Source organism: Christiangramia fulva, assembly GCF_003024155.1.
GTDB classification, from domain to species: Bacteria; Bacteroidota; Bacteroidia; order Flavobacteriales; family Flavobacteriaceae; genus Christiangramia; species Christiangramia fulva.
The window spans coordinates 4325531-4350749 of sequence record NZ_CP028136.1; the positions used below are offsets into that span (position 1 = coordinate 4325531).

Below are 25219 nucleotides of genomic sequence, written 5' to 3' on the forward strand. Positions count from 1 at the left end.
TTCATCTTTCTTTTTTAGTGCCCACTAGGAGCTTCATAAGCATTTTTTTTATTGACTAAAACAAACTTTTGGAGCAAAAAAGGCATCCTATTCCCTATAACAATTGTGCCCAGCCTACGTTTCTTCAATAGAGAATGCAGGCTTCCCACCCAACTACTGCGCTACTAATAGGGATTTGCAGTAACCCACGGGATTGTTAACATGGTTGGCCTGTTCCCGCAAACAGGATTTAACGAAAACACTTAAAATAAGTGCCGGCCACCCTGGCCTTAATTAGTATGTAGGGATGTTAATTTGCTTTGCGCCTCCCAGTGTTGAAGCACATGCTTAAAGAAGAAAAGTAACCGCACAAAAAATGGGCGCGAAACTCAACTTACCGAACAAAGGTACTGGTATACCGCGCAACGATAAATGAGCCCACGCCCCGGGTCGTGAGCATTCACACTTATCATCTCGTTGCTTAAAAATTACCAGTTTTTTGTTCGAGACTCTAAGCGAATGCTTCTAATATTATAAGAAGTTCGCAATTTAATTCTTATCAAAGATAAAACAAATTTTTTAATGTCATCCATTTGGCTTACAAAATTTTATGTTTTTATCTCAACCTTGCAATATGGTTAATGGTAGGGATAATCGTAAAATATTAAATGAAAAGATTGCTCTTAGAATTAAAACCCTAAGGGAGAAAATTGAACCAAATCAATCCAAATTTGCTGAAGCTCATTTGATGGATAGGCAAATAATTAATCGATGGGAAAGTACTACTGATGGCAGGGGAATCAGCATTCACTCTATCAAGAAATTTTGCTCAATGATAGATATATCACTTAAAGAATTCTTTGATTGTGAATTATTCTCAGGATAATAATAGAGTTCTAAAAACTTTTATAAATGAAATATCTTTATTCACCACCATCCAATTACTCTAGGAAATTGTGTATAACGATACTCATCTCTGAATATAAAAACTCTATATGCCGACCGCCAACCGGCTCGAGGTCTTAAATTTAACAAGCAAAATTAAAGTGGTTCCTGAAAACTGTCCAAGAGAGCAAAGTCTATTTGAACATACTTTTACTCCTCTGTTTCCTTTTTATTCTTTTCTTCCTTAAACTTTTGAATGAGTTCTCCCTTATTCCTTTGGGAGGTTTCACCTAATTTCGTCTTTATTTCTGCTAATAACTTGGTGTACTCTTTATCAGATTCTATGCTTTTTGATCTTAAATAATAATAAGACATATTTTTAATAAAGCTCGCATCCAGAATGTATTTCCTTTTGGTTGTTTTAAAAAACTCCTTTATATAATCCGGCGAATTTTTGGCCCTGATGTCTGAATAAATATAGACAGATAAAAATTTCTCAAATTCTGAAATTTCTTTGGTATTTCTATCGGCTTGAATTTTCTTCCTGATAATAGGTGCAGATTTAAATGATCCAATCCAATTATACATTGTCACCTGATGTAAAATAGGTAAAATCTTCATAAAAAAACCAAAATCCATTTCCTTTGGTAACAGTTTTGAAACCTCATCAGCATATTTTTCTCTGAAATATAATATTGAATCCCTATACATCATCATATAGGATATAGAACTGACTATTATATTATTATAGGAATCGATGCGTTTTTTATGATCAATATCCGAACTATTTTTGAAGACAATAGCTGTTAACTTCAGTAATTTCGAAAACCTTATAGCCTCTATTTCTTCTTTCGGTTGTTGATCCATATCTAATTTTGCTTCAATATTTTTTCTAGAAGGTACGGTAGCAATTTGGCTATCATATGCTTTCTCAATTTCTTGTTCAGTTGGCTTGGTTGAAGCTTTCCCTAAATCAATTCTGGATGCAATTGTTTGTTTGGTTTCTAACACTTTATCTATTTCTTCATATTCGTCTCTTACTTTTGAATTAATATAACCATATACCTCTTCTACCTCTTTATTTAAAAAATTAAAAACTTCTTCATCCTCTCTATTTAATCCAGTATAAAAATCAAGTTCATTAATATAATTTAAATAATTTTTACCGGTAAGTATTTCATTCTTAAAGTCTTGACTATATCCTATAAATTTTGCTAAGAAATAACTAAAGAAAAATGCTGTTTTAAATCTAATGCTATTACCATTACATCTAACCAAAATTCCTCTTTCAATTAGGTATTCTAAAACTTTTGAAGGATTTAAGTCAATTTTATTTTCTAAATATCTTTCTATTTCTTTTTGAAGTTCATATTCTTTAACTCTGTAACCAAGGTTACTATTTTTCTTTTCAAGCATAAATTTAGCGAGGTAAGCCAACAGCCGTTGTTTATCACCAAAATCAAATGTATCGAAGTATATATTTTGAAGGTTTCCCTTCTCCAATAAATTTTCGACAAAAAGCTCAACTAAAACTGCATTATTTATAGGTCTGTTCTGTTGCTTATTTATTATCCATAGAAAGATTGTTACAGCAAGTGGTGTTTTCGGTAATCCAATTTCTCTGAAACCTTTTAATAATTTTTCAATATTCTCGTGCAAATCTATATCTGAGCTTGTAATCCAATTTGAAATTAAACCTTTAATCTGTTTAGATTTAAAAAGATGGATATAATAGATTTTAAAATCATCTTTAAATTCAGAAAATGCAGTAATCAATTTTACTGGTATTATTTCATCTTCGGTATTATTTACAGTGGCAACAATTCTGGTTTGAGGAAATTCTGAAATAAAGCTTTTTAATTCTTTATTCTGATAATTAAATTGAGAGGAAAAATCTAAATCATCAATAAGTAAGTCAATTTCTACACATTTGAGAAGTTCATTAGTTTCTTTGGAACTTCTACTTATATATTTCTTGATTAATTGTTTTATATTTTGATTTCCAATCTCATTAAATTTGATTAAAACAGGAAGCCTTCGGGATTTTTGAAAATTTTCAGTTAAATCAATAAGTAGTTTGTCTAACAATATAGTCTTACCTGTTTCTTTTGCTCCGAATATTAATTGATTATTATTAGATTCGATTAAATTACGCGTCGAGAAAAATTGAAAATTATCATTATTATCTACATTATTTTCGGGCAAATTTCCAATAACAGGTTCTACATAAATTTCAGAAAGCTTACCTTTATTACTTTGAGAAATATTTAGGATAAGATCATCATTTAATTTTGGAAAAATATCTTCCTTTATTTCATCTATTATCCCACTAACTCTTTGGATTTTTTTTTGTTCACCTTCTTTTGGAATTTCGAATATCTTTATACCTCTATCATTCCCAATATCACTGTTTACAACGAATTTCCTATGTAAATCCAAATATTTCCGATAATGAACTGTGATATTATCACTTTTTTCAAAATCAATAACTGCATATCCATTAGTATAGCTGATTTCCTCGGATTGAATTCCATTAATTGATTTTCCTATAGATAAAAATAAATTTCCATCTAGATCATCCACTTTTTGAGATTCTAATTTATGGGTATGTCCAAGGAAAATCATATCATAATTACTATATAACAAAGGCTTTATTTTCTTATAATCTCTAGAATTAAGAAACTCCAATGGATGATGCAGAATGGCAATTTTAATATCAGTATCGGAAATAAATTCTAAAGAATTTTCAATTTGATTTTTCCCTAAAAAAAGACTCCCAATATTATCATCTTCATAACACAACCAAGCACTATTTAAGGCAGTTACACCAACATTTTCATTTCCACACTGTAATTTGAAACTAGATTCAAAAGGAGTAAGGTTGTACTCAAGCCAATCTTCCTTCTTTTCAAAAAATTCTTTTTCAAAAGATTTAAAATTCGTCATACCTACAACTGATTCTTCTTTAGCTCGTACCTCTGGAATAAATTTATCCACCAAATCCGGTGAAGCAATAAAAGAATCCCTCATAGGTTTATCTTTAAAAGAGTTTATTTTATCTCTTTCAAAATCATGATTACCCGGAGCAAATAAAAATCTTCCTTTTAATCCTGGAAAGTGGCGCAATATTGGATCTATCACCTGCTCTTCAAAATAATGAAACTTCAATTCCGGATCATTAAATTCTAATCCACCTTTATCTACAAAATCACCGGAAAATATGACTATAGTATCACGGTTGACAAACTGCTTAATATCAACGATTAAAGCTTCTAATAAGTTTTTTTGAGAACTCTCTATACTTTCATTTTTAAGATGAAAATCACTAAGGTGGATTATTCGAACCAAAATTTATTTTTTTAGAATTATTTAATTATTTTTTGTCGTTTCTTAAATTTGTTTTTCAATTATATTAATCTCCTCATCCGTCAAACCATAAAGTTCATAAACAAGCTGGTCAATTTCGGCTTCTAATGAAGTGGTGTCGGCGGCGGGGTTTTCTTTTTTGAGAGATAGAATTTTCTCAACCGCTACAGTAATTTCCTCATTAAAAGGTGGCTCCATTAACGGAATTTTTTCAAAAAAGACCTTTTGCACCATATACCCTCCAGTATCGAGTTTCGTTATATATTCGCGTATTAAATAATTTCCAATTTTAGAATTTAGTAGACCTAACAAGTACTTTATATTGGCACCTGTGGCAATAAAAGTAGTTTTATCGCAATAATAACCTTGATCATCAAATCCAAAACGTGGAAAATTTGATGTGTCGTTTTTATGAATTCTCATGGTTTCGGCGTAAACTAATTTTTCTTCTTGAAAAGAAGCATAATAAGCAACTGAATCCTGAATTTCATACCATTTATATGGCCCCGGTTTTCTTCCTATCTTTTCTCCATTATTTCTAGGGGTAAGTTTCTCTTTTAATGGTTCTAAAAAATTCTTTACAATTGGATATTGTTCTATATCTATACCCCTTCTTGTGAAAATTAACCATAAATCTTGATGTACAAAACCAAATCTCCTTATATCTCTCCCTCTTAAATAGGGTACTATAATTTCCTCATTTTTTGGATCATCTTCAATAAGTTTTTCTTTGGTTGCTTTGTTTATTATAAAGGCTTCGTTAAATCCAGTTTTAATTCCATAATTAATGGAAAGGTCCCAAAATTGAATTTCCCTCCCTTTTATTTTAAGTTTTTCATTTAGAACCAATTTTTTTGGAGATACAATGTTCCAATAATCACTAGCCAAATTAAAAATTTGAACTTTATTACTCTCCACATAATCCTTAATTTCTTCCAATTTGAAGGACTCTTTTATGAGAGTTGCACTATTAATATTTTTTGTAACACCAGATGATAACAAGAGAATGTTTGTATCAACCGAAGCTTCTTCAAAAACTTGGAAATAATTAAAATCAATAAGTTGAATACATTCAGTTTTTCTACACAAAAAATCGCGAAATGATTTCCCATAATTAGCCCTCATCCATTTGTTAGAAGTGATAAAATTCAGTAGTCCGTTTTCAGACAAGATTTCAAGTCCTTTTTCATAAAATAAAACATAAATATCACCCATTTGTTCAAAGGTTTGATATTTTGTCTTAATGAGGGAAAAATCAAAATCCATTTTTTGAATCTGCACATACGGCGGATTCCCCATCACTACATCAAATCCTATATATTCTCCAGTATCATCCAGGACCTCTGGGAACTCAAAGCGCCATTCAAAAGCATTTTCATAGATCTTATTATCCTTTATCCCCTGGATCTCAACCTCTAGTTTTTTACTCTCTTTGGTTAGCTTTTCCAGCTTTTTATTCCAGGCAGCTTTTTCCCGTTTTGACATTTCAAACATCTGGGTTTGATTGCTCATCAAAAAGATCTCGCCCTTTACTTTTTGCAGCCGCTTTACTTTGGGATCGTTAGCAGAGATCTCGCTCCTAAAATCGTTCTTGATGTCGTGGATGATCCTTTCCATTTCCCGCTTCTGCTCCTTATTTTGCGCATTTCGGTAAGTGTCAACCGCCTCCCTGTAACTGTCTATGCTCCATTTACTGTCTTTCAGGGCCGTGCTCAGGTCTGCATCCAGGTCAAAACGACTTATCAGGGAGTTCCCACACTTGATGTTTATATCAATATTGGGCAGGGTTTCCAGTTCGGTCTCGTTCCGGTAATAAGCATTTTTTAAAAGCTCGATCCATAATCGCAAACGACATATCTTAACCGAGTTGGAATTAATGTCCACTCCAAAAAGACAGTTCTCGATGATTTGCTGTTTTTCATGGAAAAGCGCCTCCTGTACCCGCTGGCTCTCCTTTGAGTTAGGATTGTACTCAAACAGTTCGCCTTCCTCATCGGTCACCACCAGCTCGTCATTTACCACTTCTACCTGGTACTCCTTCAGCCTCCTACCTGAGCGATCCTGCAGGATATTCAGGTCGTTCTTAATGGCGATCATCTCGTTCAAAGCAGAGACCAGAAAATGTCCGCTTCCCACAGCGGGATCACAGATCTTTAAACTGTTTATAATTTCATTGGCTTCCTTACGGTCTTCTATGCTATCGTAAAGTTCGTCCAGGTCTTTACAATTCCAGTCCTTCGTTTCATTGAACTTTTGTACCACCGCTCTCCTGATGGTTTCCCGGCACATATACATGGTGATAAAACCAGGAGTAAAGAAAGACCCATCTTTATAGCCATTTATCTTTTCAAAGATCAACCCAAGAACAGAGGCATTAATCAGGGTTTTATTTTCCTCCTGTATGGCCTCTCCTCCTTCACTACTAAAGTCGTAGGCGTTTAGGAATTCAAAGAGATATTCCAGCGCATTCAACTCCCCGCTTCGCTTCTTGCCTTTTTTATCTTTTAATACCGTGGCGCTGTAAATTGGAAGGACCTTATCGTCACGGAGGTTGCTTATAAATAAGGTGGAATGTTCTATATCTGTTGGTTCAAATAGCGAACTGTTAAGATAAGGCACCTTCTCAAACAATTTCTTTACATCTTCATTTCGCTTCCCGTATTGCCTTGCCAGTACCTGAAAGAAAAGACTATTGAGATCGTCATAATCATGAATTCTATCCATGTTCAGGAACTCATAGGATCTATCACCCTTATGATAAGTGACCAGTTGCGCCTCCAGCAATTTCAGGAAAAGGATCCGATTGAGCCAGGTTATACTTAGTTCCAGGCCGACATTAAAAAGTCGTTCCTCATGGATAGAACCAAATTGGGAAGGATTCTCTAATCGGCTGATCTTATCGGTGCTATCAAGCTGGATAATGGCATTTTCGAGAAATGAACCGGTATTGCGTTTACCTTTCGGCTGCCGCTCGATGATCTTCTTCCCGCCTTGTTTGGTTTCAGTTAGGCCTATAATATGAAGTAATTCGCCATAAAACCTTTTGTCCAGGCTGTTGCTATCGTTAGTAAAAGGCAACTTGAGAAGATGCTCAGGGGAAAAGAGTTTAAACAGCGTAATTAGCTTATTGTCGTCTTTCGGATTATTGTTCCGCAAGAGTTTTTCATAATTCCTGATATCGAAATAAGTAAACTCAAAGTTGACCTCCAATTGTGTGATAAAAGGTTCGGCAATTTCCCGATAGAAGAAATCGGTAGTCTTCCCGGCCAGTCGTCCGGCTTCAAAATCCTCGAATTGGTTGACCAGCCTTTTGTTCTGCGCAAATGCCTTTTCAAATAGATTGGCGTCAAAAATAAACCACTCGTTGATGTTGGTGGCAACCAGGTATTTTACTTCCAGGTTCTTCTGGCTAATGCGTTCCCTCAGGTAATACAACACTAGTTCCTGAAAAGCTTTGACATTAAGTCTGTCCTTACTGATCATTTCTGACCTGTTGGTGGGCTTCTTGGCCTCTATGATCACACCCACAGTACTTTTGGCCTTTTTACCATTATGGATCACCAGGTCATTACGGCCTTTGGTATTGATGAAATGATCTGGATCGTAATAGGTCTTTTTTAAAAAGTCTGTGACCAGGTTTTTATGGAACTCTTCAGACTCCGTATCATTGGTTCTATCCAGTAAGTTCTTAAGGTTTTCTTTGAACTGCTCAATACGGGAGCGGTTGGGCTTTACCTTCAAGAAAGCTTTATTGAGAGCTTTTCTCGGCTTTAGTATTTGTAGGTTCCCTGAGTTGATTTCCTGTCCTGTCTGCATGCAGAAATGGAGTTATATGTAAAAAGCAGTTTGTAGGGAATACTGCATTGAAATTGATTAAGTTAAATTTTTAACAAGATATAAAGAAGATTTAAAACTTGAACAAGAGTAAAAAAAAGCTTTTAACAGAATTTAGTTAATTCTTTTTCACTAAATTCAAAGTATATCTTTAAAATCTTTCCTGGTCTAAAAACCGGAAAAATCCCCTACCATGCCTTAACCCGGAGGATAGAAGAAAACAGGATGTATAGAAAAATAATGCTTATGGTAAAATTAAAATAAAATGACAAGTATTTCTTTCCTAAAGAAATTTCCCTGGAGCGAGCTAATTAAAATCTGAAATCTGGTTATATTTTAAATTAGAAAATATAAAATAATGTCCATTAATAGATTTTCACCCCCACTGCCTGTTCTTACCAGAGTTATTTTGTTCTACTTATTTAGTATTATAATTTTTGCGACTATTTCCGGTATTTTTAAGGGGTTATCGCACAGCGATCAGCTCTCCCTTCTTTTTACTTCTATATTAACCTTCATTCTTGCTTACATATTTGCAAAGTGGGAAAAACTTAGTTTAAGGGAAATTGGAATAGGATTTCAATATAAAAGTCTTTTGAAATTTTTAAGCGGCTTTGGAATTGGGGTTTTAATGGTTTCTATACAAGCACTAATAACTTCGAATTTTGCAGAGGTAACCTTTTTACCTTCTCCCAATGTTTCCGTTGTAAGCATTGGATCAGCATTTACGCTTTACTTTCTTGTCGCCGTAAGAGAGGAATTAGTATTTCGATCTTACCTCCTAAGAAGCCTGGCCAAAGCTATAAATCCAATATTTGCTTTATGTATGATGACAGGTATTTTTATTGTGGAGCATATTATTGCTGGAATGTCTTGGAAATTCGCAATAATAGGCTCCGGGCTAGGTGCGATTTTATTTGGCCTGGCCGCTCTTAAAAGCAAAGGGTTAGCATTGCCATTAGGCATTCATTTTTCCTGGAATTTTACGCAGTGGATATTGGGATTTAAAAATAACAATGGTGTATGGAGAGAGGTAATAACAAAAGGGAATGAAGGATATGCTGAAAACATAGCGTTAATAGGCTTTATAATCGCAATGACCACAGGGATCACAGGTATATTACTTTATTATAAAAAATATAATAAATTAAATAGCAGTTTGTAACCGGACCCCTATCCCGACCGACGGCAGGTTAATGATTTATCGTATATATAATCCTTTTAGCCATTAAACGAAAAAACCGGAAAAATCCCCTACCTCATTTTCTTTAAAGAAACTATTTTAGCTTTAGGTTTTAATCCTGAGTTTTAAATACATACATTTTATGATAGTTTCTATTACCTCAATTTTTATCGGGATTAGCATTGGCCTGATTATTTCATTTCTTCTTTGGCTTATCAACAGAATGGAATTAGAAAAGAAGCTTAAAATATTTGCCTGTTGTATCGGTATGCTTATTATATCATTTGGAATTTATATAAGCCTCTTTTATTATTTATAGTCTATATAAAACCAAATTTCTTTACTAATTAGTCCGGGTAATTCGGGTATACTCCAGCTAATTACATCTACTTTCCCGGCATCATTTTTTATCAATCGGAAAAGAGCAGGCAGTGGAGTATCCTCTTCACCATTTATTAGCTGGGTGTGATAAGTTTCAATAAGCCCCTCTTCTTTTGCATTTATTATCCAGCGCTGAACATCTATTTCTTCCTTTCCAAAAGAGGTAATCCAAATGGTATCAGCAGAAATCTTGAGGGTTCTTTTTATCCATTCAAATTCGCCAGAATTTGGCCCTGTTTTGTATTCCGTAAGCAGGGTGGTATAACTTTTCGATTGACCAAATCCAAAGCTAAAAAAAAATAGAGTGAAAAAAAGCAATAAACTCCTCATTTCAACATTTTTTTAAAGCTACCGCAAAAAGATTAAAAAAAGGGAAATTCGCTGTTACCTGAATTTCCCTCATTAAACCCGATCCGGGGGAACGGATTATTTCAGTATATTAATACTAATTGGCTCTCGTAAGGTCGGTCCTTAATGGGTCATAGCACTAAATAAGCATTTTCACCTAATAATTTCTAATCTACAAAATTTATATGTTTTCCTATATTAACTTTTAAAATATCCTTTTTCCCGGGTTAATTAAAGACTTCCTGAAGATCAGAATCAATAGCTTCCACAGGTTCGAGTACTTTTTCGGTATTCTTTAGCTCTCTATTGACCTTTAACCTGTAATTCATTACAGGATGCGCTTTAAATGATTTCGTGGTAAAACCTTCATCCATAATTCCTTTAATGACACTCTCACCTTGATCATCACTTATCCAGTCTAATTCATATTTCCGATCAAGAGCAAGTGGCATTCGCTTCTTGTCATTATGAATCGATTCAAAAAGAGGATTAGCATTCACGGTTAGTAAGCTAACCGTATACTTTTCTTCAGTGTCTTTATTGTAAATTCCTGCAAAAGTAAAGATTTCCCTATCCATATAATTTTTACTCTCACTTAAATAGCAAAAATAGGGTTGGCTGTTTTTACCATAATGATGCGGCTCAAAAAAACCATCGCAAAAAATTAAACATCTGGATTCATGAATAGGTTGACGATAAGAATTAGAGGTGAAAACAGATTCTGCCTTCGCATTCAAAGTGTTATATTTTCTATTTCTGAAAAACTCATCAGAAGTTCCCCTGTGCCAGTTGGGAACTAAACCCCAGGTTGCAGGAAACCAATGTTCGGGCTCATCTTGAGGAATAATGTAAATACTACTGTGGGAAAATCCGTCATTTAGAAAATAAGGTTCAAATTCGCCGGGATTGTATGGAGTTCGGTCCATATACCTGGTTAAATTATCTTCCGATTGATTTAGGGATTTTTGATAGCACATGAAAAAGTATTTTAGAACTTACTATTAAAGATAAAGGGAAATTAAATAAAGTTTTTGATTTCGAAGAAGTAAAAATCTACCTCTGTCCATTAAAAAATGAGGGATTTAAGTAATGACTTGTTAGTTTTTGTTTGGAATAGCCGGTGATAAGAATCTCCTTCAGTCTTTTAGTGGTAAGGTCTTTTCTTAGCCATTCCCACTCTACTTCCCTACTGAGAATTAAAGGAAAATGATTTTCTTTTTCTTTGTAGGGCCCAACGACTAAAGCTACATTCCAATACTCAGGCTTTACTTCATTATAGATGCCGGCTACGGCAAACATTTTTCTGTTTTTTGGGTAAAAATATTCAGGTGGATCTTCCGTGTCCCTTCCCTGAAATACCAGACCATCTAAAAGCACCAGGCATCTCCGATTTTTAATTGGCGCAGATACTAAATTCTGAAGGATTTCTTGACTGGTGAACGTAAATAAATGAGGACCCTTTTTTCTGAATTGATCTATATCAGAAATATTTTCTGGAATAAAGCCCCACTCCATGGGATATATTTCCACAGGGTTTTCCTGGGGAATACAAAATAAATTAGGAAAGGAAGTCGGCTTTGATAAAAAGCCCGGTTTGTATAGAAGCCTAACATGAAAGGAACTATCAAATTCTCTTTCTACCACTTCCTCCTTAGAAGTAAAAGAAACTGCTTTTAGCATTTTAGTAACTTTAATATAAGATTTGAATTAATTACAAAGGAGCCTTTAATTTTATAATTATTTAACCAATCTTTAGACAATATGGTTTCTACTTTTTTATCAATGAGTAAATAATTTTTTGATCCAAATTAAAAATCAATGCCATTAAGACCTCGCAAAAGTTTTGAAAAATACGACCGAACCGAAGTTGAAGGGGAACTAGAAGGTTTTCAATTTGATTATTTCTACACCGGAAAAAGGGAGGGTAAAACCTATTCTAATTTAATTGAACTGGTAGTGGTTACTTTTTGCATCGATGCTAACGAAAATCTTTTCTACAGGTATACCATTTATTATGGAGAAAAGAAATTATGGAAAGAAATTATACTAAAGCAAAGCCAGGATTTTTTAAGATCGATCGGTATAAGCGAATCCTTTGTTCAAAGTACATTGCGGTATTTTGAAGTGTCGTCAGATAAATACCTACCAGCCGAGAAGTTTGAGCAAAAATTCTTTGAATTGAATGCTAAATCAAAAAATACAAATATTTAGAACTGGATTTTTCCTAACATAATTCCGGTTACTAGAAAGAATAAGAGTTTCAAAGCCACCGAATCAATATTTAACAATAGTTTATTTGTTATCAACGTTGTTTTATAACTTTTAAACGTAAATTTGACCATTATAATGTATGTAATACCTTACAAAAAATGTATATTACATCTTCATCTGGACAGAATTCTGTAACGGATGGAATTAGATTGGAGCAATTAGTACAGAAATATGATCTGTTTAAAGTTCAAAAGCTGGTTAAGTACAATCTGATTATCATCGATAATTCTAACAGGGTTTACCTTACAGATAAAGGAAAGATTGCAAGAAAATTCGGTTTCGAGAAATTAATAGAATTGGAAAACCTTGAAAAGAAAATTCTAAAAAGAAATATGGTTCTGTGGACTTTGAAAAACGGTATTTTATATTTTTCCTTGATCACTTTAATCATCCTCCTGGTTTTAATCACCATCCAAATAATTTAAAAAACAATATTCTCCAATATGATGGATTCTCACTTTTTGGATTCCTTATTTATAATCGTACGGTAAAGAGCCTTCTGTTTTAGTATTAAAATTAATAATAAAACAAGAAGAACGAATAGAAGGATCCTAGTAGGTGGAAAATAGAAAGCATCTGTTTTATAAATTATGATATAAAGTAATAAAAAGAAATTGAATATCAGTCTACCCAAATAAAAACTCCGTTGTTTCCAGATACTAATTACTTTTCATAGTTTCTCCAAGCTCATCTGTTTTTTTCGCAGATGTACTTGGATTAAATTCTACATTCTTACTCATTCTTCGCCTTAATGCCAACATATCCTGACTTACTTTCTGATCTAGTATTTTGGCATAATGCTGCGTAGTTTTCAAATTTTTGTGACCTAACATTTTACTCACCGATTCTATTGGTACTCCATTAGAAAGAGTAATGGTAGTTGCGAAAGTATGCCTGGCCAGATGGAAGGTTAGATTCTTTTGAATTTTGCAAATATCCCCTATCTCTTTTAAATAGGCATTCATCTTTTGGTTAGTAAGGATGGGCAAAAGTTTTGCTGAAGCATCCGGTCGATCAGAATATTTCTTTATTATTTCAAGGGCGGTGGGCAGTAACGGAATATTAGTTCGAGAATCGGTTTTTGTCCTATTAACTTTTATCCATTTATTTCCATCAATTCCAATCACCAAATTATTTTCTGAAAGTTTTTTCACATCAGCATATGCAAGTCCTGTAAAACAGGAAAAAAGAAAAATATCTTTTACTAAATCCAGCCTATCTGTTTGAAATTCCTTTTGAATTAGTTTTTGAATCTCATCCTCTGATAAAAATTCCCGATCTACAATTTTCAGTTTGGCTTTCCAATGTAAAAATGGATCTCTATTTATCCAGTTATTTGCTATAGCTATCCTGATTATCTTTTTAAAGTTGGTGATGTACTTTACAGCAGTATTGTGACTACATTTTCTTTTAGTTTTTAAAAAATACTCAAATCCGGTAATAAAGGAATGATCTACATTTTTTACAGGAATGTCTTTCAATCTGTATTCTTTTAAAATATACTCTTCAACATGTTTTTTAGCAGTTCGATATCTTTCAAAGGTTCCATAGGCAAAATCTTTTCCGATTAAATTCTCAACCTGGTCATTATGCTCCTGAAAAATTTCTAATAGCATCTTTCTATCTTTATTTTTTCCGGTGTAAATATCCCGCATGGTTTCAACAGTGAAATCAGCCTTTTCTTTGACAAGGTCTTCATAAATCCTATCAATTCTATTTCGAATGCTGTTCAAATATCTGTTGAACTCACCAGCATCTCCGCTTTTCCCTCTCATTGATCCGGTTTTGGGATTCCAAGATTTTAAGGGAATTTTTCGTTTAATGCTCAATTCACAACGCCTGCCATTCACCGTTATTCTAAGGTAAATTGGCACGAGACCTTGTTTATTACCATTGCTATTTTTTGGAAAAAAAATTACGGAATAAGTATTATACATTTCAGAACCTATTTTACATGGTATATTCTAAAAAAACATGCAAGTTACACCTCTGTAAGATACCGATAATAAAGGCTTTACATGAAATTCGGTGCTGCTTTTTTTTCAACATAAAAGCAGCACCGAATTTAGCACCCATTTGATGCATTTATATGCCTTTTTTTGATATGAAATAAAATTAAAAAAGCCCGAAAACGCAGTGTTTTCGGGCTTTTTAATAATTCTGGCATTTAATCAGCGGAGAAAGAGGGATTCGTACACCCCTTTTACTATACTTTTTCAAAAATTGTATAATGGCGCAAAAGCCTTTATTTTAAGGTATTTTCAGAAGTAAGTGCTTTATTATGCAGTTTCAAAATATGCTTTAAATAGTGTTTTACTTTCCCCTTTTCTTTCCCCTTATTATATTTGGGGAATGTATTTTTATCTAAAGAACCCCAAACAAAATAATGAGACTTCTATCTATCTCATTCACTACCTTAAAGACGAAGGTAAAAATTTTAAGTATTCAACCGGTCAAAAAATTCAACCGAATAACTGGGATTTTGAAAACCGGCTTCCTAAAACACTTCGAGGCTCTAAAGGGGTCAAAAACCGACATATTGCCGATATCCTTTTGCAGTATGCAGAACTGCTGGAAGAAGAGATAAAAAAGTCTGAAAAAGAAAATAAGCCGCTTACCAGGGCACACTTGAAAGACATATTCGACCGCCGGTTTAAAAATAAAAAAACAGCCACCTCTTTTATTGATATCGTTCAGTTGTTTATCGATACCAAGAACATGAGCGGGGGAAAGTCAGCTGATTGGAACCAGAAGTATTCCAATCTTAAAAAGAAGCTGGAGCTCTTCGAAAAATACCGTGGAAAGAAAATCCAGTTCCGGCAGATCAATGAAGACTTTATCGATGCCTATTCCGGTTTTTTAAGGCAGATCAAGAACAAACCTTTTAAACCACACAACGACAATACCCTGCACCGCAATATCAATTTCCTGTTTACCTTTCTTATATGGTCCCATGGAAAATATCATAACATAGATATGGACAATCTCAAGAACCCGGTGAAGAAATACCAGGCTGATGATATTCACCTGACGAAAGAAGAGGTAGCCGCGCTGGAAGAAATAGAGCTTCCCCGTGAAAGCCTGGAACGGGTAAGAGATCTCTTTTTGATTGGGGTGTATTCAGGCCAGCGGTATTCGGATTATTCGGTATTTGAAAAGGCCGATGTCATAGGCAATATGATCATCAAACGAGCCGAAAAGACCGAGAATGAAAGCTTCATTCCCTTACATCCCAAATTGAAAAGGTTACTGGATAAATACGACTGGAATCTACCCAGGCTTTCAGATATGAAATTCCGGAAACATATCAAGACCATTTGTTCCATGGCCGGTATCGATGAAGAAATTAAAGAAACGATTTACCGGGGAAATAAAAAAGAGGTGCTTTACCATAAAAAACATGAAATGGTTTCAACCCATACCGCCCGAAGAACTTTTATCACTTTAGCAGCCGAAGAAGGAATGCCAGATCATATCATCATGAAAATAACCGGTATACGGGACCCGAAGACACTGCAGAAATATAAAAAGACCTCTCAACGGTCGGTTACCGAAGCTATGAATCGGCTGATGAAGAAGATTTGACCTTTTCTTTACGGTACATTTCCTTTTCTATTCCAAAGATCCAGTTAGCATTCACCGGGTAATGTTCGCACAAGGCTTGAATATGGTTAGTGGTAAAGCGCTTATTCCCCTCTCCATTTTTTACCGAAGTCACATATTGCCGCCTGACATTCATTTTCTCGTATACCTCTTCCTTGAAACGGACCTTACCAGATTCTTTTAAATGTTCAATAAAATGCAAGATTCGGGCTTCAGGGGTTTCAATCTTGGTTTTCATGAATTACTTTATTAAAATGATGTCCATAAAGGGCAGTAATACCAGAAACTGTTTTTAAGACATCCATCGAGTTTAGAAATCTTTGACATTTAATAATGCATCCCGATTGGATAATTTCAGCTTTTTTATCATAATCACTTTTCATAGAAAAAAAATTTAACCGGCACGGCTCAGGTATTAAAAAAGGAAAAAGTATTTCAACAATTACTCTGAGCAGGTATTTACCATACTTCGCATTTAAAAAGAAAATTCGATTTATTGAATTCTGAAAAACCTGATCCCTCTGGTAAAAATGTTCGCCTTTATAGACTTGAATTATTTTGGTTTCTACTGCATCAAAAAAAGGGGGATTTTTTACTATTTCCTTTGCTAATTCCAGAACCATAGACAGGTTTTTATAATAGAAATAATCTGACTCTCTATTTTCCTTTTCGCAGATTTCTGCCATTAGATCAGAGATAAATAGCCTAAACCATAGATTATTAAATATACCTCCCTCTACAACCTGATTTTTTAATAGTTGAAGATCTTTAAAAGCTTGCTCGTATTGTCCAGTTTCTATTTTTTCTCTTACCGTAACAATATTTAATCCTTCATTCATTACCTTAATAATTCATTCCGATTAATTTTTCTAATTGTTTTTTAGTTAAACTCATCCACCCTTCGGTAACTTCTGAAGTGATCCTTTTAACCTTATCTATCACTTTTTCACCGTCAGATTGGACTGAATTAACATCTGAAGTCTTGGCAAGCTCATTAATTTCAGAATAGGTAAGATCAGACATATCTACATCCGTGTTTTGTTTAGTCAGATAGAAAGAATATGTAGTGCCGATAATTTTTTCCTTTTTAATATAGACAGGAATGGTTTCTAAATAAACTTCGTCATTATAATCAGCATTCAATATCATTTTACTGGCTCTCACTAACTCATCAAGGTTATCCCTGTTAGCCACTGTAATTCTATCTATTTCTGAATAACCATTCCAAAGAATAAATATATCTGGCTCTACTTTATAAATTTTGCAGTATCCAGCATTAGAACTAAAAATTTTTTCCTGATTATTTAAATCAAACTTATCTTGCTTATCAGCTTTTACTAAAGTTTGAGAATAGCCGGAAAATGAAACTAAAGCAATTATTAAAAAAAACTTATTCATCTAAGGTGGGTATTACATTATATATTTCTTTTACATCATTTAGCGAAAGGTCAAAATCTTTATACTCAGAATTTAAACTATGACAGGTTATTATACCTTTTTCAACATTATGGTTAATGATCTCTTTGCATATTACATCTTCTTTCGTAACAATGACCCAAAAAGGAAAATGCGTGTAGCGAAACTTACTTTTCCAATGAATTCTATTCAACTGCCTGGTTAAAATAATATCACCATCTTTAAGTCCTTCATCAGTACCATCGTCCATAGAGTCATTTTTAATCTGCCATGCAAGGTATCGACCGTTACCGGTTTGATTAACCCGGAAAGTCTGCTTTTTATAACGTTCAAAAAAGTTGATATCTATATTTTCACTTACGTAACTGGCTTGAGCCTGAACCGGTACAAACGGAACAGTCATTCTAAAAGTTCCGTCAGGTAATTGTTCAAAAGTAGATCCTGATTTGGTGCTGAAAAATTCCAACGGATCATTTACCGTAATATTCTTGCTGTTATTTGTAGGGTAACTTTCTTTTGGTTTAGCAACTTCTCTGGAAGATTCACCTCTTCTTTCCACATAGTTTAGTATCTGAACTAAACTATTGTCCCGGGGATTTTTACTTTTCCTGTTCAAGATTTTACCTACCCCCGCTTCTGTCAAACCAATATTATTGGCGATTTCATACGCAGAAACCCCTTTAGAATCAACTAATTCAATGATCCTATCTAACATTCTCATCTTCTCTGCCTGGTCCATAGAAATGTTAAAGTTTAGCAAATGCTAAATTTTTACTACCAAACTGTTTGGTTATACTAAACTGTTTAGTATATTTGCTTTGCGCTCTTATCAAATATACGCAATTTGTTGTGTTGATGATGCGCTGAGACTCTAAATAACCCAAAAATGGTAGAAGAATTTACAGACCGTGAGAATGAGATCGCCGAGCACTTATGCCTTGGGAAGTCTCAGAAAATGATCGCAGCCGATCTTTATATCGATCCCGATACCGTACATGCGCATTTAAGGAACATGCGCAAGAAGATCGGAGGGCATAGCGCCATCGATATTGTGCGGGAATACATCTTAAGTATCAAAGACCCGAAACAGTACTTCGCCGCGCTTATCATGCTGGTATTACAGTTTGCTATCATTTTTACCAACATCGTGATGGATGCCAGGGCGATAAGAACACCTCGCCTGAGCAAGATAGAAATAGAGATGATCATGACCCGGGGCCGGGCCTCTAAAAACCGAAGACTATGTTAAGCTTTTTCCCTAAACCAGATATGGCTCCCATTTTCGCCCACCTTCCGGCTATTGCCATCTGGATAGAAGATGAATATAAAAAGGCCGTCACTCGTGAAGATCTTTTCGAGCTGGTATATAAATGGCTCGATAAAGCCGAAGTATCTACCAATACCATTCGCGAGCAAAGCTATACGATTTGTGCACACTTTCTCTATTCGGTACTGACCAATAGGAATTATGCCACCAAACAATTTCAGAGTTACTAATAGAAACCCAATGAACACTAAAGAAAGAACACCGCTTGACAAATTAAAAGAAGCATGGGGAGAAATCCCCGAAGGAGCCAAGGCAATCGTATTTCAAAACGGGTATAGCCACCAGGCAGTTTCCCATATCCTGAAAAACGGTCGGAAAGATGAGAACATCATTCTTGAATTACTGGAAACTATAAAAAAAGCCAGTGAAGAAGCCGCACAAAAAGCGCTGGAACAAAACAACAAGGTGCAGCGGCTATGAAAAAAGTAAAGAAAGACCCCGTTGGGGATTATATAAAAACCAAATGCCACGAACAGGCGGCATCAATACGAAATCACTATGAGCAAAGAAGAAACCATAATGGCCACCATGGAAGCCCTAAGGCTTCATGATGCAAACGATACCTGTATGACGGTAGATGAGTGCGCGAGCTTTTTGAAATGCCACCGTGATACCGTGATCCGTCACCTGCATAAAGGCACCATCAAGGGCAAACTTTTAGAACGGGTTTGGAGAATTCCCAAGCTCCAGTTTCTGAAAGAGATCGTGGAAAAGGAAAGTTATTAAAACAACAATCCCCGCCAGTCTCAACACCTAAACGGGGATTGTAATCATAAATACTAAAGTCAAAAATAATGAAAAAAACAATCATTTTACAGCAGCTACGCCTTCTTAATTTCAAGGGCATTCGCAGTCTTACACTGGAATTTGAGGGCACTACGAACATTTACGGGAAAAATGGTACCGGTAAATCTACCATTGAAGATGCCTGGAACTGGCTCCTTTTTGGAAAAGACAGCCAGGGGCGGACCACTTTCGAGATTAAAACCCTCGATAAGTATAACAATGTGATCCCAAAGATCGAGCACGAGGTGGAAGGCCTTCTGCTTATCAATGATAAACCGGTCACGCTTCGCCGTGTATTGCGGGAGAAATGGAACAAACCCCGCGGACAGGCGGAAGCTGTTTTCAACGGAAATGAAACCCTTTTTTACTGGAACGATGTACCCATGCAGGCCGGGGAATATTCCAAGAAGATTCAGGAGATCATGGATGAAGGCGTTTTTAAGCTCATTACCAATCCCATGGCTTTTGACGGGCTCAAATGGCAGGATCGCCGCCAGGTGCTTATTGAAATGTGCGGGGATGTGCAGGATGAAGATATTGCCGCCGAGCATCCCGAATATGCTTCGCTGGCCGAAACGCTCAATACCAAATCTTTAGAAGAGCATCGCCGGGAAATGGCCGCCAGGAGAAAGAAATTAAGGGATGATCTTAAAATGATCCCTACCCGTATCGATGAAGTAGAGAAAAGCAAACCCGAACCGCTGGACTTTGAGCAGCTGGAAAAGGATAAAGCCTCGAAAGAATTTGAGATCAAAAAGATCGAAGACCAGATCGAAGATAAATCAAAAGTGCTGGAAGCTTATTTTGAAAGGAAGAATGAGCATGTACGTAAAGTTCACCAGAAGAAATCTGAAGCAGAAAATTTAAAGTCTGATATCGAGCGCAACCTGAAGAATCAAAATACCATTGATACTACAGAACTCGACCGGCTTACTACCCGCTTAAAATTCAAAGAGATCGATTTGAAAGAGAATCGCTCGGGTATGGATAACCTTCTGCAAAAGCAGAAAAGCATCGCTTCTGAAAGAGAGGATCTTCGCAACCGGTGGCATGAGCTGAATGAAAAGGAACTGGTTTTAAATGAAGAGGAATTCAAATGTCCTACCTGTCAGCGTGCCTTTGAAGCTGAGGATATCGAGCAGAAAAAAGCTGAAATGAAGGAGAATTTCTTCAATAACAAACAGCAAAAACTCGAAGCGATCAATGAATCTGGAAAGGCTTTGAAAAAGCAGTATGAAGAAAATGAGAAACTGCTTCAGCAAAGTGAGGAATTTGAAGAAGATATCAAGGCCGAGATCGGTGTGATCAAAACCAATATCGAAAAAGAAGAAAAGCGTATCGCTGAGTTAAAGGAGAATGCGAATTCTTTTGACCTGGAAGCTGAACTTCAGAAGCATGAAGGCTATCAAAAACTGGTTGCGGAAATCAAGGCACTGGAAGCCGAGGAACCTAAAGAGGAAACAGTTGACACTGCAGAGCTGAAGCAAAAGAAAAATTCACTTAAAAATGAATTAGACGAGATCAAAGAAAAGCTCAGCCATAAATCGGCTATCGAGTCGGCTAACAACCGCATTAAAGAACTGGAAGAGCAGGAAACCAATCTTTCCAAGCAGCTGCTGGAAGTCGAGCAGAAAGAGTTTGAGGCCGAAAGCTTTGTGAAACTGAAGATCGAAACCCTGGAGCGTAAGATCAATGCCAATTTCAAGTTCGTGAACTTCAAAATGTTTGACCAGCAAATTAATGGTGGTATTCAGGAAGTATGCGAGGCTTTGATAGACGGGGTGCCTTTCTCCAATGCGAATACGGCCAGCCGTGTGAATGCAGGACTTGATATTATCAACTCCCTATGCAAATTCTACCGTGTAAATGCACCTATTTTTATTGATAACCGCGAGAGCGTGATCAATCTGATCGATACGGATAGCCAGATCATTAACCTGATCGTAAGCCGCAAAGATGAAAAACTGAGAGTGGAGTCTGTAGAACTTGAAAATGTTGCGTAATGGGAAAAGATGAAAAAACAAAAAACCCTTTTGCGTTCCCTGTAACAGATGGAGAAACTTTCTGTCAAGATGGAATGACCTTAAGAGATTATTTCGCTGCTAAGGCTATGCAGGCGCTTATTGACCAACCGATAATGGTAGGTAATACTAATGCAACTGAAATACTTGCAAAACAATCTTACATAGTGGCTGATGCCATGTTAAAAGAGCGTGAGTCATGAACCACTACTACCTCGAATTACGGGAAGGCGAAAAGGTCTTAAAACGAAGAAAGACCACGTTTGCCAGCGAGCTTAAAGACAGGCGCATGTTGCACTTCTTTAAAGCCTCTCACCAGGAGATCTATTTCAAAGTATCCCCTTTCGAAGAAGAATTATTTGAAGAACCTAAAAAAGAAGAGAATGAAATCAATAGAATTTCCATAAGTGAACGTTCGGATCGCCGAGAACCAGCCGGAGTATGAAACACTTCCAGCCTATTACAATAAAGAAGAAGGCAGTATGACCTTTTGCTTTGAACTGGATCCGGACGAACTGGAACAGGTAGGAAAAACCGGTAAGATCTATCTGAAGCAATTAACCTTCGGGAGGCCTATGAACCCAATTGCCGGAACCTGTTTAAAAGAAGATTTAATCATAAATACAAAATCATGAATACAAAAACCGAAGAAAAAAAGAAGAATGAGCTGGCCAAACAGCAGCCTTCGCATAGCGAAAGGTTTACCATGGCCGTTCAGCGTGAAATGCCAAAGATGGGCGAAGAAAATGTCCAGCTTACCAACAGGCAAAAGAAACTTATTCAGAACTATTTCATCAAGATCGATGGAGTGCTGAAAGACAGCGAGGTGAAAAGACTTGCGAAATCTGAGAATTACAGGGACCCGCTTGAATATTCCTGGGCGAATATCAATATGAACAAGCTTGCTCAGGATGTGGTTGCTTATTCCAGCATCGGTTTAGACCCTTTGCAAAACAACCATATTCACCCCATCCCTTACAAGAACAGTAAGACCAATCAATTCGATATCACTTTTATCGAAGGTTATAACGGACTGGAACTGAAAGCCAAGAAATATGGTTTTGATGCACCCGATACCGTCATTTTTGAATTGAAGTATTCAACCGACCATTTCAAATCGCTGAAGAAGAATCTCAACAATAAAGTAGAGTCTTATGAATTTGAGATCACCAATGACTTTGACCGCGGCGAACTGGAAGGTGGTTTTTACTACATGATCTATAACGACAATCCGGAGAAAAACAAGCTGGTAGTCATGAACCGTCACCAGATCGAGAAACGCAGGCCGGAATATGCAGCCGCTGAGTTTTGGGGCGGTGAAAAAGATAACTGGGAGTACGACCAGGCTAAAGGCAAGAATGTCAAAAAAGGCAAAAAGCAGGTCGAAGGCTGGGAAGAAGAAATGTTTTTGAAAACTCTGAAAAGACATTGCTGGAACTCCATTCCTATCGATAGCCAGAAGATCGATGACTTCATCATGAAAGTGATCGAGAATGAGACCCAGGGCGTAGAGCGACTGGTAAAAGACCAGATCACCGAAAGCGCTAATAAAAAGGAAATTGATTTCGACGATGTGGATTACGAGGAAGTAAAAGAAGCTTCTCAGGAAAGATCATCTGAAAATGATGATGCCGAAATGGAACGACTCCACGAGGAAGCCATCGCTGAGGAAGAAAATAAAAAGGCTAAGGCTGAACCTGATTTTTAATAAATGAAACTGAAAGTTGTAGCAACGGGCAGTAAAGGGAATTGTTATCTCCTGCAAGGCGAAAAAGAAACGCTGATGATTGAGTGCGGGGTTAACATTCGGGAGATCAAAAAGGCCCTACACTTTGATTTCTCAAAGCTCAGTGCTGTATTGGTAACCCATGAGCATAAAGATCACGCCGAATGCATAGAAGATCTCACCAGGCTAGGTGTTAATGTCTATGCCACGGCCGGTACCTTTGGCTCCTTCAAAAGCAATCGTGCAAAAGAAGTAGTTGCTCATAATACCTTTTTCGTGGGAGGCTTTAAGATCATGGCCTTCGATGTGAAGCACGATGCAAAAGACCCGGTGGGTTACCTTATTCAGCATCCCGAATGTGGTAAAGTGTTGTTTTTGACTGACACCTTTTACTGTCCGTACACTTTCAGGAACCTCAATAACATCCTTATTGAGACCAACTTTTCCAAGGCGATCATCAAAGAAAAACTATCTGAAATGGAATTCCTTAAAAACAGGATCTACCAGTCACACATGAGCCTTGAGACGGCTGTAGAAATGCTGCAGGCCAATGACCTCTCTAAGGTCAATAACATCGTGCTCATTCATTTATCAGACAGTAACAGCGATGAGCGGATTTTTAAAGAAACCGTCCATAGAGCCACCGGTAAAAATGTAAGTGTGGCCAATAACGGAATGGAATTAGAATTTAATAAAACACCTTTTTAAGATGAGTAAAAGAGCTTTTCAAATATTAGACGAAATGAATCAGTACGATACTGAAAATGGAACTCAATTAGTTTCGATCAGTCCTCATTTCGTTTCGGGTGTAAAAACCAAACAAGGTGCCCATATCACAATGGGAACAGAAGAATCAGCATTACACGATATCATGAATGATAAGTGTATGGCAGTACTGGTTTTAATTGATAAAGAAGAATATCAAAAAAGAGAAAAACTATGATAACAGACAGTTTTCAATTTTTCACCCAGTCGATGGTGAATGTGACCAATAACATTAAAGAAGGAAAAACCGCTGCTTTTAAAGAGCGTAAAGAGGCGGAAGATCACGCCAGGCAAAAAGGCTCTTATGTCTATGACCTGCTTTGCCAGTCGGTAAAAGGAAACGATGAAAAAGTAAAAATCTACGGTTACGCCGTGCCTAATTAAGAAGATATGGATTTAGAACAAGTAAAGAAAGATATTCAGGAAGGCCGGTCTACAATGATTTTCTATTCTGCTCAAACGCTGTGGTGGACTCACTTAGAATCTGATCTGGAAGAAGCCAGAGAACTTGGTAGAAAAACTCAGGAGCGAAATCATAAAAAAATGATGAAGGATTCTCGAATTCCTAAAAAGGATAAGCAGCGGATGAAAGCCATGTTTAAGGAAATATCCAAACATAACCATGTGCCGCTTGATCCGTCGGGTTCAGTTCTGTTCGAAATGGAAACTCCTATGTACTGGATTACCGAAGCAGAAAAGAAGCCTAATCATTTTGGAGTATTTCAATTAGAGGCATTTATGAAAACACATCATCAAAATTGCAACAATCATTGCTTTACCAGTTGGGATGATGTGAACGCTCAATTACGAACTGAAAAGAGAATACAATGACCCTATCCTTTTCAACCCACTGGCCCAAAGATATGCCTGATGTGATCTCAGGCAAGCCTAATCATTTTGTAGAGAAGATCTGGAAGTCTTTTGGCGGGGTATTCATGAATCAGCACTTCACCATGGAAGTTACCCAAGGCTTGGAAAATGCCTGTTACCAGTGGAACTATAAAGCTGGTGATCTAAAGCCCAAAAAACACACCATGCGCATGGATGCATCTGACCGATGGAAAGCGGGCAAAAAGATTCACATGGTCATCAATAACCGTCAGCCCAATCGCTTTCAGTTTGTACCTACCGTGCCCTGTATCGCTACTCAAAAAGTGGAATTAAAAGACTGGGAGTATGCCATGATTGACGGCAAAAGACTTTCCACCGTAGAGTTGAGCCGGCTGGCAATCAACGACGGCTTTCCTGATGTATTCAGTTTTATGCACTGGTTTCAGGGAAACTGGAAAGGGAAACTCATTCACTGGACCGATTTAAAATATTAAACC

Annotated in this window: 29 protein-coding genes; 19 read left to right on the forward strand and 10 right to left on the reverse strand. The window is 36.2% G+C overall.

Annotated features, from left to right (window positions below; translation table 11 throughout):
• Nucleotides 1-589 precede the first annotated feature (589 nt).
• Nucleotides 590-865 (forward strand): helix-turn-helix domain-containing protein, encoded by a 276-nt coding sequence (locus tag C7S20_RS19200; protein WP_227009061.1) that lies wholly within the window; start codon nucleotides 590-592, stop codon nucleotides 863-865.
• 209 nt (nucleotides 866-1074) lie between these two features.
• Here the strand turns inward: C7S20_RS19200 and C7S20_RS19205 are convergent, their stop codons facing one another.
• Nucleotides 1075-4212, reverse strand: coding sequence for a metallophosphoesterase (locus tag C7S20_RS19205; protein WP_159039995.1), 3138 nt, complete (start codon nucleotides 4210-4212; stop codon nucleotides 1075-1077).
• A gap of 42 nt (nucleotides 4213-4254) precedes the next feature.
• Nucleotides 4255-8046, reverse strand: coding sequence for a class I SAM-dependent DNA methyltransferase (locus C7S20_RS19210; protein ID WP_107013970.1), 3792 nt, complete (start codon nucleotides 8044-8046; stop codon nucleotides 4255-4257).
• 376 nt (nucleotides 8047-8422) lie between these two features.
• Between C7S20_RS19210 and C7S20_RS19215 the strand changes: the two genes are divergently transcribed.
• A complete protein-coding gene (locus C7S20_RS19215; RefSeq protein WP_107013971.1) occupies nucleotides 8423-9229 on the forward strand; it encodes a CPBP family intramembrane glutamic endopeptidase in 807 nt (268 codons plus the stop codon).
• A 327-nt stretch (nucleotides 9230-9556) separates the two neighbouring features.
• Here the strand turns inward: C7S20_RS19215 and C7S20_RS19220 are convergent, their stop codons facing one another.
• From C7S20_RS19220 to C7S20_RS19230, 3 genes are all read right to left on the reverse strand, one after another.
• Nucleotides 9557-9958, reverse strand: coding sequence for a hypothetical protein (locus C7S20_RS19220; protein WP_107013972.1), 402 nt, complete (start codon nucleotides 9956-9958; stop codon nucleotides 9557-9559).
• Between the two features lie 245 nt (nucleotides 9959-10203).
• Nucleotides 10204-10953, reverse strand: coding sequence for an SOS response-associated peptidase (locus C7S20_RS19225; RefSeq protein ID WP_107013973.1), 750 nt, complete (start codon nucleotides 10951-10953; stop codon nucleotides 10204-10206).
• A 76-nt stretch (nucleotides 10954-11029) separates the two neighbouring features.
• Nucleotides 11030-11656, reverse strand: a complete 627-nt coding sequence (locus tag C7S20_RS19230; RefSeq protein ID WP_107013974.1) for an SOS response-associated peptidase family protein — start codon at nucleotides 11654-11656, stop codon at nucleotides 11030-11032.
• A 138-nt stretch (nucleotides 11657-11794) separates the two neighbouring features.
• Between C7S20_RS19230 and C7S20_RS19235 the strand changes: the two genes are divergently transcribed.
• Together C7S20_RS19235 and C7S20_RS19240 are read left to right on the forward strand one after the other, a co-directional pair.
• Entirely contained in the window at nucleotides 11795-12187 is a 393-nt protein-coding gene (locus C7S20_RS19235) for a hypothetical protein (protein WP_107013975.1), read from the forward strand.
• A 158-nt stretch (nucleotides 12188-12345) separates the two neighbouring features.
• Nucleotides 12346-12672 (forward strand): hypothetical protein, encoded by a 327-nt coding sequence (locus C7S20_RS19240; RefSeq protein ID WP_107013976.1) that lies wholly within the window; start codon nucleotides 12346-12348, stop codon nucleotides 12670-12672.
• Nucleotides 12673-12906: 234 nt separating this feature from the next.
• Here the strand turns inward: C7S20_RS19240 and C7S20_RS19245 are convergent, their stop codons facing one another.
• Entirely contained in the window at nucleotides 12907-14184 is a 1278-nt protein-coding gene (locus C7S20_RS19245; RefSeq protein WP_107013977.1) for a site-specific integrase, read from the reverse strand.
• 415 nt (nucleotides 14185-14599) lie between these two features.
• Between C7S20_RS19245 and C7S20_RS19250 the strand changes: the two genes are divergently transcribed.
• The gene (locus C7S20_RS19250) at nucleotides 14600-15832 is read left to right on the forward strand and encodes a phage integrase SAM-like domain-containing protein (RefSeq protein ID WP_159039996.1); all 1233 of its coding nucleotides are present in this window, start codon (nucleotides 14600-14602) and stop codon (nucleotides 15830-15832) included.
• Here the strand turns inward: C7S20_RS19250 and C7S20_RS19255 are convergent.
• Genes C7S20_RS19255 through C7S20_RS19270 form a run of 4 tightly spaced genes read right to left on the reverse strand, consistent with a single transcriptional unit; the run spans nucleotide 15804 to nucleotide 18005 of the window.
• Nucleotides 15804-16088, reverse strand: a complete 285-nt coding sequence (locus C7S20_RS19255; RefSeq protein WP_107013979.1) for a hypothetical protein — start codon at nucleotides 16086-16088, stop codon at nucleotides 15804-15806. The genes C7S20_RS19250 and C7S20_RS19255 overlap by 29 nt on opposite strands.
• Nucleotides 16072-16689, reverse strand: a complete 618-nt coding sequence (locus tag C7S20_RS19260; RefSeq protein WP_107013980.1) for a hypothetical protein — start codon at nucleotides 16687-16689, stop codon at nucleotides 16072-16074. Before C7S20_RS19260 ends, C7S20_RS19255 begins: the two co-directional genes overlap by 17 nt.
• Nucleotides 16690-16693: 4 nt before the next feature.
• Complete coding sequence (locus tag C7S20_RS19265) at nucleotides 16694-17248, reverse strand: hypothetical protein (RefSeq protein ID WP_107013981.1); 555 nt, start codon at nucleotides 17246-17248, stop codon at nucleotides 16694-16696.
• Nucleotides 17241-18005 carry a S24 family peptidase gene (locus C7S20_RS19270; RefSeq protein WP_107013982.1) on the reverse strand — a complete coding sequence of 255 codons (765 nt, stop codon included), beginning with the start codon at nucleotides 18003-18005 and terminating at the stop codon, nucleotides 17241-17243. Before C7S20_RS19270 ends, C7S20_RS19265 begins: the two co-directional genes overlap by 8 nt.
• A 147-nt stretch (nucleotides 18006-18152) precedes the next feature.
• On the opposite strand from C7S20_RS19270, the gene C7S20_RS19275 reads away from it, so the two are divergent.
• The 14 genes from C7S20_RS19275 to C7S20_RS19330 all read left to right on the forward strand — a co-directional run bounded on the left by C7S20_RS19275 (nucleotide 18153) and on the right by C7S20_RS19330 (nucleotide 25216).
• Entirely contained in the window at nucleotides 18153-18515 is a 363-nt protein-coding gene (locus C7S20_RS19275; protein WP_107013983.1) for a response regulator transcription factor, read from the forward strand.
• Complete coding sequence (locus tag C7S20_RS19280) at nucleotides 18509-18763, forward strand: hypothetical protein (RefSeq protein ID WP_159039997.1); 255 nt, start codon at nucleotides 18509-18511, stop codon at nucleotides 18761-18763. Before C7S20_RS19275 ends, C7S20_RS19280 begins: the two co-directional genes overlap by 7 nt.
• Before the next feature lie 10 nt (nucleotides 18764-18773).
• Nucleotides 18774-19013: a hypothetical protein gene (locus tag C7S20_RS19285; RefSeq protein ID WP_107013985.1), complete on the forward strand. Its 240-nt coding sequence runs from the start codon at nucleotides 18774-18776 to the stop codon at nucleotides 19011-19013.
• Nucleotides 19014-19091: 78 nt separating this feature from the next.
• Nucleotides 19092-19319 carry a helix-turn-helix domain-containing protein gene (locus C7S20_RS19290; RefSeq protein ID WP_107013986.1) on the forward strand — a complete coding sequence of 76 codons (228 nt, stop codon included), beginning with the start codon at nucleotides 19092-19094 and terminating at the stop codon, nucleotides 19317-19319.
• 68 nt (nucleotides 19320-19387) lie between these two features.
• Nucleotides 19388-21382 (forward strand): ATP-binding protein, encoded by a 1995-nt coding sequence (locus C7S20_RS19295; RefSeq protein WP_107013987.1) that lies wholly within the window; start codon nucleotides 19388-19390, stop codon nucleotides 21380-21382.
• The gene (locus C7S20_RS19300; RefSeq protein ID WP_107013988.1) at nucleotides 21382-21603 is read left to right on the forward strand and encodes a hypothetical protein; all 222 of its coding nucleotides are present in this window, start codon (nucleotides 21382-21384) and stop codon (nucleotides 21601-21603) included. The genes C7S20_RS19295 and C7S20_RS19300 overlap by 1 nt, the downstream gene beginning before the upstream one ends.
• A complete protein-coding gene (locus C7S20_RS19305) occupies nucleotides 21600-21845 on the forward strand; it encodes a hypothetical protein (RefSeq protein ID WP_107013989.1) in 246 nt (81 codons plus the stop codon). Before C7S20_RS19300 ends, C7S20_RS19305 begins: the two co-directional genes overlap by 4 nt.
• Entirely contained in the window at nucleotides 21808-22035 is a 228-nt protein-coding gene (locus tag C7S20_RS19615; RefSeq protein ID WP_159039998.1) for a hypothetical protein, read from the forward strand. Before C7S20_RS19305 ends, C7S20_RS19615 begins: the two co-directional genes overlap by 38 nt.
• Nucleotides 22032-23108, forward strand: coding sequence for a recombinase family protein (locus C7S20_RS19310; RefSeq protein WP_107013990.1), 1077 nt, complete (start codon nucleotides 22032-22034; stop codon nucleotides 23106-23108). The genes C7S20_RS19615 and C7S20_RS19310 overlap by 4 nt, the downstream gene beginning before the upstream one ends.
• A 3-nt stretch (nucleotides 23109-23111) precedes the next feature.
• Nucleotides 23112-23834, forward strand: a complete 723-nt coding sequence (locus C7S20_RS19315; protein ID WP_107013991.1) for an MBL fold metallo-hydrolase — start codon at nucleotides 23112-23114, stop codon at nucleotides 23832-23834.
• 1 nt (nucleotide 23835) lies between these two features.
• Nucleotides 23836-24069: a hypothetical protein gene (locus C7S20_RS19320; RefSeq protein WP_107013992.1), complete on the forward strand. Its 234-nt coding sequence runs from the start codon at nucleotides 23836-23838 to the stop codon at nucleotides 24067-24069.
• Complete coding sequence (locus tag C7S20_RS19620; protein WP_159039999.1) at nucleotides 24066-24275, forward strand: hypothetical protein; 210 nt, start codon at nucleotides 24066-24068, stop codon at nucleotides 24273-24275. The genes C7S20_RS19320 and C7S20_RS19620 overlap by 4 nt, the downstream gene beginning before the upstream one ends.
• Nucleotides 24276-24281: 6 nt before the next feature.
• A complete protein-coding gene (locus tag C7S20_RS19325) occupies nucleotides 24282-24722 on the forward strand; it encodes a hypothetical protein (protein WP_107013993.1) in 441 nt (146 codons plus the stop codon).
• Nucleotides 24719-25216, forward strand: coding sequence for a hypothetical protein (locus C7S20_RS19330; protein ID WP_159040000.1), 498 nt, complete (start codon nucleotides 24719-24721; stop codon nucleotides 25214-25216). The genes C7S20_RS19325 and C7S20_RS19330 overlap by 4 nt, the downstream gene beginning before the upstream one ends.
• Nucleotides 25217-25219: the final 3 nt, after the last annotated feature.

Coding starts and splice junctions, on each gene's coding strand:
- C7S20_RS19260 (WP_107013980.1), bottom strand. CDS start 16,689: ATGAATGAAGGATTAAATATTGTTACGGTAAGAGAAAAAATAGAAACT.
- C7S20_RS19310 (WP_107013990.1), top strand. CDS start 22,032: ATGAATACAAAAACCGAAGAAAAAAAGAAGAATGAGCTGGCCAAACAG.
- C7S20_RS19235 (WP_107013975.1), top strand. CDS start 11,795: ATGCCATTAAGACCTCGCAAAAGTTTTGAAAAATACGACCGAACCGAA.
- C7S20_RS19245 (WP_107013977.1), bottom strand. CDS start 14,184: ATGTATAATACTTATTCCGTAATTTTTTTTCCAAAAAATAGCAATGGT.
- C7S20_RS19210 (WP_107013970.1), bottom strand. CDS start 8,046: ATGCAGACAGGACAGGAAATCAACTCAGGGAACCTACAAATACTAAAG.
- C7S20_RS19315 (WP_107013991.1), top strand. CDS start 23,112: ATGAAACTGAAAGTTGTAGCAACGGGCAGTAAAGGGAATTGTTATCTC.
- C7S20_RS19275 (WP_107013983.1), top strand. CDS start 18,153: ATGGTAGAAGAATTTACAGACCGTGAGAATGAGATCGCCGAGCACTTA.
- C7S20_RS19200 (WP_227009061.1), top strand. CDS start 590: ATGTTTTTATCTCAACCTTGCAATATGGTTAATGGTAGGGATAATCGT.
- C7S20_RS19220 (WP_107013972.1), bottom strand. CDS start 9,958: ATGAGGAGTTTATTGCTTTTTTTCACTCTATTTTTTTTTAGCTTTGGA.
- C7S20_RS19295 (WP_107013987.1), top strand. CDS start 19,388: ATGAAAAAAACAATCATTTTACAGCAGCTACGCCTTCTTAATTTCAAG.
- C7S20_RS19270 (WP_107013982.1), bottom strand. CDS start 18,005: ATGGACCAGGCAGAGAAGATGAGAATGTTAGATAGGATCATTGAATTA.
- C7S20_RS19265 (WP_107013981.1), bottom strand. CDS start 17,248: ATGAATAAGTTTTTTTTAATAATTGCTTTAGTTTCATTTTCCGGCTAT.
- C7S20_RS19285 (WP_107013985.1), top strand. CDS start 18,774: ATGAACACTAAAGAAAGAACACCGCTTGACAAATTAAAAGAAGCATGG.
- C7S20_RS19230 (WP_107013974.1), bottom strand. CDS start 11,656: ATGCTAAAAGCAGTTTCTTTTACTTCTAAGGAGGAAGTGGTAGAAAGA.
- C7S20_RS19250 (WP_159039996.1), top strand. CDS start 14,600: ATGTATTTTTATCTAAAGAACCCCAAACAAAATAATGAGACTTCTATC.
- C7S20_RS19255 (WP_107013979.1), bottom strand. CDS start 16,088: ATGAAAACCAAGATTGAAACCCCTGAAGCCCGAATCTTGCATTTTATT.
- C7S20_RS19240 (WP_107013976.1), top strand. CDS start 12,346: ATGTATATTACATCTTCATCTGGACAGAATTCTGTAACGGATGGAATT.
- C7S20_RS19320 (WP_107013992.1), top strand. CDS start 23,836: ATGAGTAAAAGAGCTTTTCAAATATTAGACGAAATGAATCAGTACGAT.
- C7S20_RS19325 (WP_107013993.1), top strand. CDS start 24,282: ATGGATTTAGAACAAGTAAAGAAAGATATTCAGGAAGGCCGGTCTACA.
- C7S20_RS19280 (WP_159039997.1), top strand. CDS start 18,509: ATGTTAAGCTTTTTCCCTAAACCAGATATGGCTCCCATTTTCGCCCAC.
- C7S20_RS19620 (WP_159039999.1), top strand. CDS start 24,066: ATGATAACAGACAGTTTTCAATTTTTCACCCAGTCGATGGTGAATGTG.
- C7S20_RS19215 (WP_107013971.1), top strand. CDS start 8,423: ATGTCCATTAATAGATTTTCACCCCCACTGCCTGTTCTTACCAGAGTT.
- C7S20_RS19300 (WP_107013988.1), top strand. CDS start 21,382: ATGGGAAAAGATGAAAAAACAAAAAACCCTTTTGCGTTCCCTGTAACA.
- C7S20_RS19330 (WP_159040000.1), top strand. CDS start 24,719: ATGACCCTATCCTTTTCAACCCACTGGCCCAAAGATATGCCTGATGTG.
- C7S20_RS19305 (WP_107013989.1), top strand. CDS start 21,600: ATGAACCACTACTACCTCGAATTACGGGAAGGCGAAAAGGTCTTAAAA.
- C7S20_RS19225 (WP_107013973.1), bottom strand. CDS start 10,953: ATGTGCTATCAAAAATCCCTAAATCAATCGGAAGATAATTTAACCAGG.
- C7S20_RS19290 (WP_107013986.1), top strand. CDS start 19,092: ATGAGCAAAGAAGAAACCATAATGGCCACCATGGAAGCCCTAAGGCTT.